We start from the raw sequence: 6,060 nt of genomic DNA on the forward strand, positions 1-6,060 counted from the left end.
CTGGACCCTGCCCGGCGAAGTGCAGGCCCGCTACAGCACGCCGCTGTCTTTCCGCGTGGGCCGCAAGATCGTGAGCGGCTGGCGCGGCTGGGCGACACGGTGCAGGCGGGCCAAATCGTGGCGCGCCTGGACCCCGCCGATGCCGCCCAAGAATGCCGCCAGCGCGCAAGCGCAACTGTCGGCCGCGCGCCACCAGCTCGAATACGCCCACCCGGCAACTCAATCGCGACCGCGCGCAGCGCGCGAGAACCTGATTCCGGCAACCCAGCTCGAACAGACCCGCAACGCCTATGCGTCGCCGCTGGCGCAGCGCGACCAGGCGGCCCAGCAGGCCGCGCTGGCGGCCGACCAGCTCGGCTACACCACGCTGCGCGCCGACCATGCCGGCGTCATCACCGCGGAACAGGCCGACACGGGCCAGAACGTGTCGGCAGGACAGCCCGTGTACACGCTGGCCTGGTCGGGCGCGTGGACGGCGCTGTGCGACGTACCCGAGAACATCCTGGCGCACCTCGCGCCCGGCCAGCGCGCCACGGTGACGCTGGCCCCGCTGCCGGACCGCAGCTTCAACGCCACGCTGCGCGAAATCGCGCCGGCAGCCGATCCGCAGAGCCGGACCTACCGCGTCAAGCTCACGCTGGAGAATCCCGACCCCGCGCTGCGGCTGGGCATGACGGCCAACATCAGCTTCGAGAACACCGCCGGTTCCGCGCAGCCCACCTTCACGCTGCCGGCCACCGCGCTGTTCCACCAGGGCGACGCGCCGGCGGTATGGGTGGTCAAGCCGGGCGACGACACGCTGGAACTGCGCCCGGTGCGGGTGCTGCGCTACGACGCCCGCACCGTCACCCTCTCGCAAGGCCTGAAAGACGGCGAGCGCGTGGTGTGGCAGGGCGTGCATGCCGTGAGCGCGGGCGAAAAAGTCCGGCCCGTGCCGCCGCTGCACCCCGAGGACTTCGCGTCATGAGCGCCGCCCTCCCCCCCGAGGGCGGCCACGCCGAAAGCGCGCACGCCGAAGGCCGCTTCAACCTGTCGGCCTGGGCGCTGCGGCACCAGCCGCTGGTCGTTTTCCTCATCACGCTGGTCACGCTGTTCGGCGTGCTGTCGTACTCGCGGCTGGCGCAGTCGGAAGACCCGCCCTTCACCTTCCGCGTCATGGTCATCAAGACGCTGTGGCCGGGCGCCACCGCGCGCCAGGTGCAGGAGCAGGTGACAGACCGCCTCGCCCGCAAGCTGCAGGAAACCCCCGACACCGATTTCCTGCGCAGTTATTCGCGCCCCGGCGAGTCGCTGATCTTCTTCACCATGAAGGATTCGGCGCCCGCCGGCCGCGTGGCCGACGAGTGGTACCAGGTGCGCAAGAAAGCGGGCGATATCGCCGCCACGCTGCCGCAGGGGGTGCAGGGCCCGTTCTTCAACGACGAGTTCGGCGACGTCTATACCAACATCTATACGCTGGAAGGCGACGGTTTTTCGCCGGCGCAGCTGCACGACTACGCCGACCGGCTGCGCACCGTTCTGCTGCGCGTGCCCGGCGTGGCCAAGGTTGACTATTTCGGCGACCAGCCCGAGCGCATCTACCTCGAGATCTCCAATACGCAGCTCACGCGGCTGGGCATTTCGCCCGCCCAGATCGCGGAAGCGGTCAACGGGCAGAACGCGGTTTCCAGCGCCGGTACGCTCACCACCGCGGACGACCGCGTCTTCGTGCGGCCGTCCGGCCAGTACCAGGACATGCGGGCCCTGCAGGAAACGCTGATCCGCGTGAACGGGCGCTCGATACGCCTGGGCGACATCGCCACGCTGCGCCGCGGCTACCAGGACCCGCCCGCCGAGCAGATGCGCCTGGCCGGCAAGCCCGTGCTGGGCATCGGCATCACCATGCAGCCGGGGCAGGACGTGGTCAAGCTGGGCCAGGCGCTGAAGCAGACCTTCGCCCGGCTCAAGGCCGGGCTGCCGGCCGGGCTGACGCTGGAAGAAGTGTCCAGCATGCCCGAGGCCGTGTCGGATTCGGTGGACGAATTTCTGCGTTCGGTGGCCGAGGCGGTGGCCATCGTGCTGCTGGTGAGCCTGGTGTCGCTCGGCCTGCGCACCGGCATGGTGGTGGTGATCTCCATACCCGTGGTGCTGGCGGTGACGGCCCTCTTCATGGACCTCTTCGGCATCGGGCTGCACAAGGTTTCGCTGGGCACGCTGGTGCTGGCGCTGGGCCTGCTGGTGGACGACGCCATCATCGCGGTGGAGATGATGGCGGTGAAGCTGGAACAGGGATGGAACCGCGCCCGCGCCGCGGCCTTCGCCTACACCAGCACCGCCTTCCCCATGCTGACCGGCACGCTGGTCACGGTAGCGGGCTTTCTGCCCATCGCGCTGGCCAAGTCCAGCACGGGCGAATACACGCGCTCCATTTTCGAAGTGTCGGCCATCGCGCTGGTTACCTCGTGGTTCGCGGCAGTGGTGCTGATTCCGCTTCTGGGTTTTCGCATCCTGCCCGAGCGCAAGCGCGAGACGCACCTGCCCGACCACCACGAGCACGACATCTACGACACGCGCTTCTACCGCCGCTTGCGCGGCTGGGTGGCGGCCTGCGTGGACCGCCGCTACCTGGTGCTGGGCGTCACGGTCCTGCTCTTTGCCGCCGCCATGGCGGCGTTCCGGCTGGTGCCCCAGCAGTTCTTTCCGAATTCCGACCGGCCCGAGCTGCTGCTGGACGTGCGCCTGCAGGAAGGCGCATCGTTCGAGGCCACGCTGCGCCAGGTGGAACGGCTGGAGCGGACGCTGTCCGGCCGCCCCGAGATCCGCCATCTCGTGAGTTTCGTGGGCACGGGCGCGCCGCGCTTCTACCTGCCGCTGGATCAGCAACTGCCCACGCCCAACTTCGCCCAGCTCGTCATCACCGCCAGGTCGGTAGAAGACCGCGAGCATCTTGCGCAGTGGCTGGGGCCGGTGCTGCGCGACCAATACTCCGCCATCCGCAGCCGCCTGTCGCGGCTCGAGAACGGCCCGCCCGTGGGCTTTCCGGTGCAGTTCCGCGTCAGCGGCGGCGAAATCGGCACGGTGCGCGAGGTGGCCGGGAAAGTGGCGGGCCTGATCCGCGCCGACGGCCGCGCCACCAACGTGCAGTTCGACTGGGACGAGCCCTCGCAGCGCAGCGCCCATTTCGAGATCGACCAGAAAAAGGCCCGCGACCTGGGCGTGAGCACCGCCGACATTTCCAGCTTCCTGGCGATGACGCTGTCGGGCTATGCCGTCACCCAGTACCGCGAGCGCGACAAGCTCATCAACGTGGAGCTGCGGGCCCCGCTCGGCGAGCGCGTGGACCCCGCCCGGCTCGAAACCCTGTCCATGCCCACGCCCAACGGCCCCGTGCCGCTGGGCAGCCTGGGCCACGTGCGCTACGGCCTGGAATACGCCGTGATCTGGGAACGCGACCGCCAGCCCACCATTACGGTGCAGGCCGACGTCAGGCCCGGCGCCGAAGGCATCGACGTCACCGAGGCCATCGACGCCCGCCTGCAAGACCTGCGCGGCTCGCTGCCGGTGGGCTACCGCATCGAGGTGGGCGGATCGGTGGAGGAAAGCGCCAAGGGGCAGTCTTCCATCAACGCCCAGATGCCCGTCATGATCGTCGCCGTGCTCACGCTGCTGATGATCCAGCTCCAGAGCTTCGCCCGCGTGCTCATGGTGGTGCTGACGGCCCCGCTCGGCCTGATCGGAGTGGTGGCGGCGCTGCTGCTGTTCGGCAAGCCCTTCGGTTTCGTGGCCATGCTGGGCGTAATCGCCATGTTCGGCATCATCATGCGCAACTCGGTCATTCTGGTGGACCAGATCGAGCAGGACATCCAGGCCGGGCACAAGCGCGTGGACGCCATCGTCGGCGCCACCGTGCGGCGCTTCCGGCCCATTACGCTGACGGCGGCGGCGGCCGTGCTGGCGCTGATCCCGCTGCTGCGCAGCAATTTCTTCGGCCCCATGGCCACCGCACTCATGGGCGGCATCACCAGCGCCACGGTGCTGACGCTGTTTTTCCTGCCGGCGCTCTACGCCGCATGGTTCCGCGTGCGGCACGAGGAGCGCGACGAGCCCGAAGGCGAGCCGCCGGGCGCGCGCGCCGCCGATACCGTGGAGCGAGGAACCTGAGCATGTCCGCATTCCGCCACATACGCCCCGCCCTGGCGGCGCTGCTGCTGGCGCTGGCCGCCTGCGCCTTCGCCCCGGACGGCACGCCGCCCGCCATGGCGCTTTCCGGCCAGTACGGCGCAGAGCCGGCCCCTGCCTCGGCCGCCGCCGCGCAAGGCGTGGCGCAGCGCTTCGAACAGGCGCGGCGGCCCGTGCCCGAATGGTGGAACGTTATGGCTCGCCCGCGCTCGACGGCCAGGTCGAGGAAGGGCTGGCCAACAGCCCCGACCTGGCTTCGGCGTCGGCGTAGGAACGGACGGAGTAGGATCCCGAGGGACGGCGGGCGGCATAGGTCATTTAAGGCGCTTCTACGATTACTTGGTCGATTTGCTCAGGGCTTCGAATTGCTGCGTCAGGTAGTTGCCCATGCTGGTCATCTGCGCCACGAAGGTATCGAGCGCCACGAAACGGGTGCGCAATTGCGCCATTTCGGCGTCGCTGGCTTCCTTGGCGCGCGTCTGCTGGTCTTTCACGGCGGCGATGCTCTTGGCCAGGCCGTCCTGACGCGTCTTGATCATGCCGTTGGAGCCCAGGATGTCGTCGAAGACGGCGGCGAACTTCTCGCCCACGCCGTCCTTGCCGGTGAGCAGGGTGGCGACGTCGGCCGAGTTTTCCTTGAGCGCCTTGTCGAGCTTGGTGGTGTCGAGCTTGAGCTCGCGGGCCAGCGGGTCGGTGGTGATGCCCAGGTCGGCCAGCGTGCGCACCGAGCCTTCGCCCACCACGGTTTGCAGCACGCCGGCCAGCTGCGACTGGATGGAGCGCGTGGTGCTGTCCCCGGTGAGCGGCTGGTTGGTGGCGGCCTGGGCGTCGAAGGCGGTGAGGTTCTTGATCGTGCTCTGCAGGGCGTTGTAGGCCTTCACGAAGTTCTGCACCGCGGTGCTGGCCACGGAGGTGTCGCGCTCCAGCTTGAGCGTGATGGGCTTGTTGGCCTCGGTGGTTTCGGCAAGGTTCAGGGTGATGCCGTCGATGGCGCCCTCGATGTTGTTCGAGCCGCTGGTGACGGTGATGCCGTTGATGACCACTTCGGCGTTGGTGGCCGCGGTGGCGGCCATGCCGCTCGTGGTGCCGTCGGCGGCGGTGCTGAAGCCGAGCAGGTCCTGCAGGCTCTGGTCGCCGGTGACGGTGATGTTCTTCACCGCGGCCTTCTCGCCGGTGTTCTTGGCGGTGAGCATCAGGTAGTTGTTGCCATTGCCGTCGTTGATGACGGTGGCCGACAGGCCCGCCTTGTCGTTGGCGTTGATGGCCTTGACGATGCCGTCGAGCGAGGTGTCGCTGCCCAGGTCGATGGTGGTCTTGGTGCCGTCGGCCAGCTCGATCTCGAAGGAGCCGGTGTCGCCGTGCTTGGCGGCGCGGTCGGCCACGGCCGTGGACTGCAGGCTCTGCGCGGTGGCGAGCTTGTTGACGTAAATGGTGTACAGGCCCGAGGCGGCGCCCTCGGCGGCCACCGTGGCGGTGAGGGCGCTGCCGCCGGTCACGCTGCCCTTCATGGCGCTCATGGTCTCGGGCTTGCCCAGCGTGGCGGCGGCCGTCTGCAGCGATTCCAGGTAGCTCTGGAGCTGCGTGTAGGCGTCGATGCGGGTCTGGAAGCTCTCCTGGCGCTGCGTGTAGATCTCGAGTTTCTTGTCCTCGGCTTCCTGCAGCTTGCTCAGGGTCTCTTCGAGGGGCAGGCCCGAGACCGCGCCAAGATTAGTAATAGAGGCCATGTATGAAATTCCTTCTAGCTACGATTCTGTCAAATAAGGGGCGCGGCGATCGGCCGGGCAAGGGCATAAGGGGGGCCTATTTCGGCCTTTCCGCCGGGTTGGGCGCGGAAAAACGCTCAGGCCGAGGTCTTGATGCCGTTTCCTTGCATGTTCACGATCATTTTGGCGATCTTCAGCA

General features: G+C 68.3%; 2 protein-coding genes and 1 pseudogene. 2 read left to right on the plus strand and 1 reads right to left on the minus strand.

All coding sequences use genetic code 11. The features are described 5' to 3' along the window. A pseudogene (locus tag AD428_RS21530) lies at positions 1-967 on the plus strand (efflux RND transporter periplasmic adaptor subunit); the annotation flags it as partial. After that, complete coding sequence (locus AD428_RS21535; protein ID WP_053246539.1) at positions 964-4,140, plus strand: efflux RND transporter permease subunit; 3,177 nt, start codon at positions 964-966, stop codon at positions 4,138-4,140. The pseudogene AD428_RS21530 and the gene AD428_RS21535, both read left to right, overlap by 4 nt. A 353-nt stretch (positions 4,141-4,493) precedes the next feature. Here the strand turns inward: AD428_RS21535 and fliD are convergent, their stop codons facing one another. Next, the gene (gene fliD / locus AD428_RS21540) at positions 4,494-5,882 is read right to left on the minus strand and encodes a flagellar filament capping protein FliD (protein WP_053246363.1); all 1,389 of its coding nucleotides are present in this window, start codon (positions 5,880-5,882) and stop codon (positions 4,494-4,496) included. Positions 5,883-6,060: the final 178 nt, after the last annotated feature.

It is taken from the genome of Achromobacter sp. DMS1 (assembly GCF_001270295.1).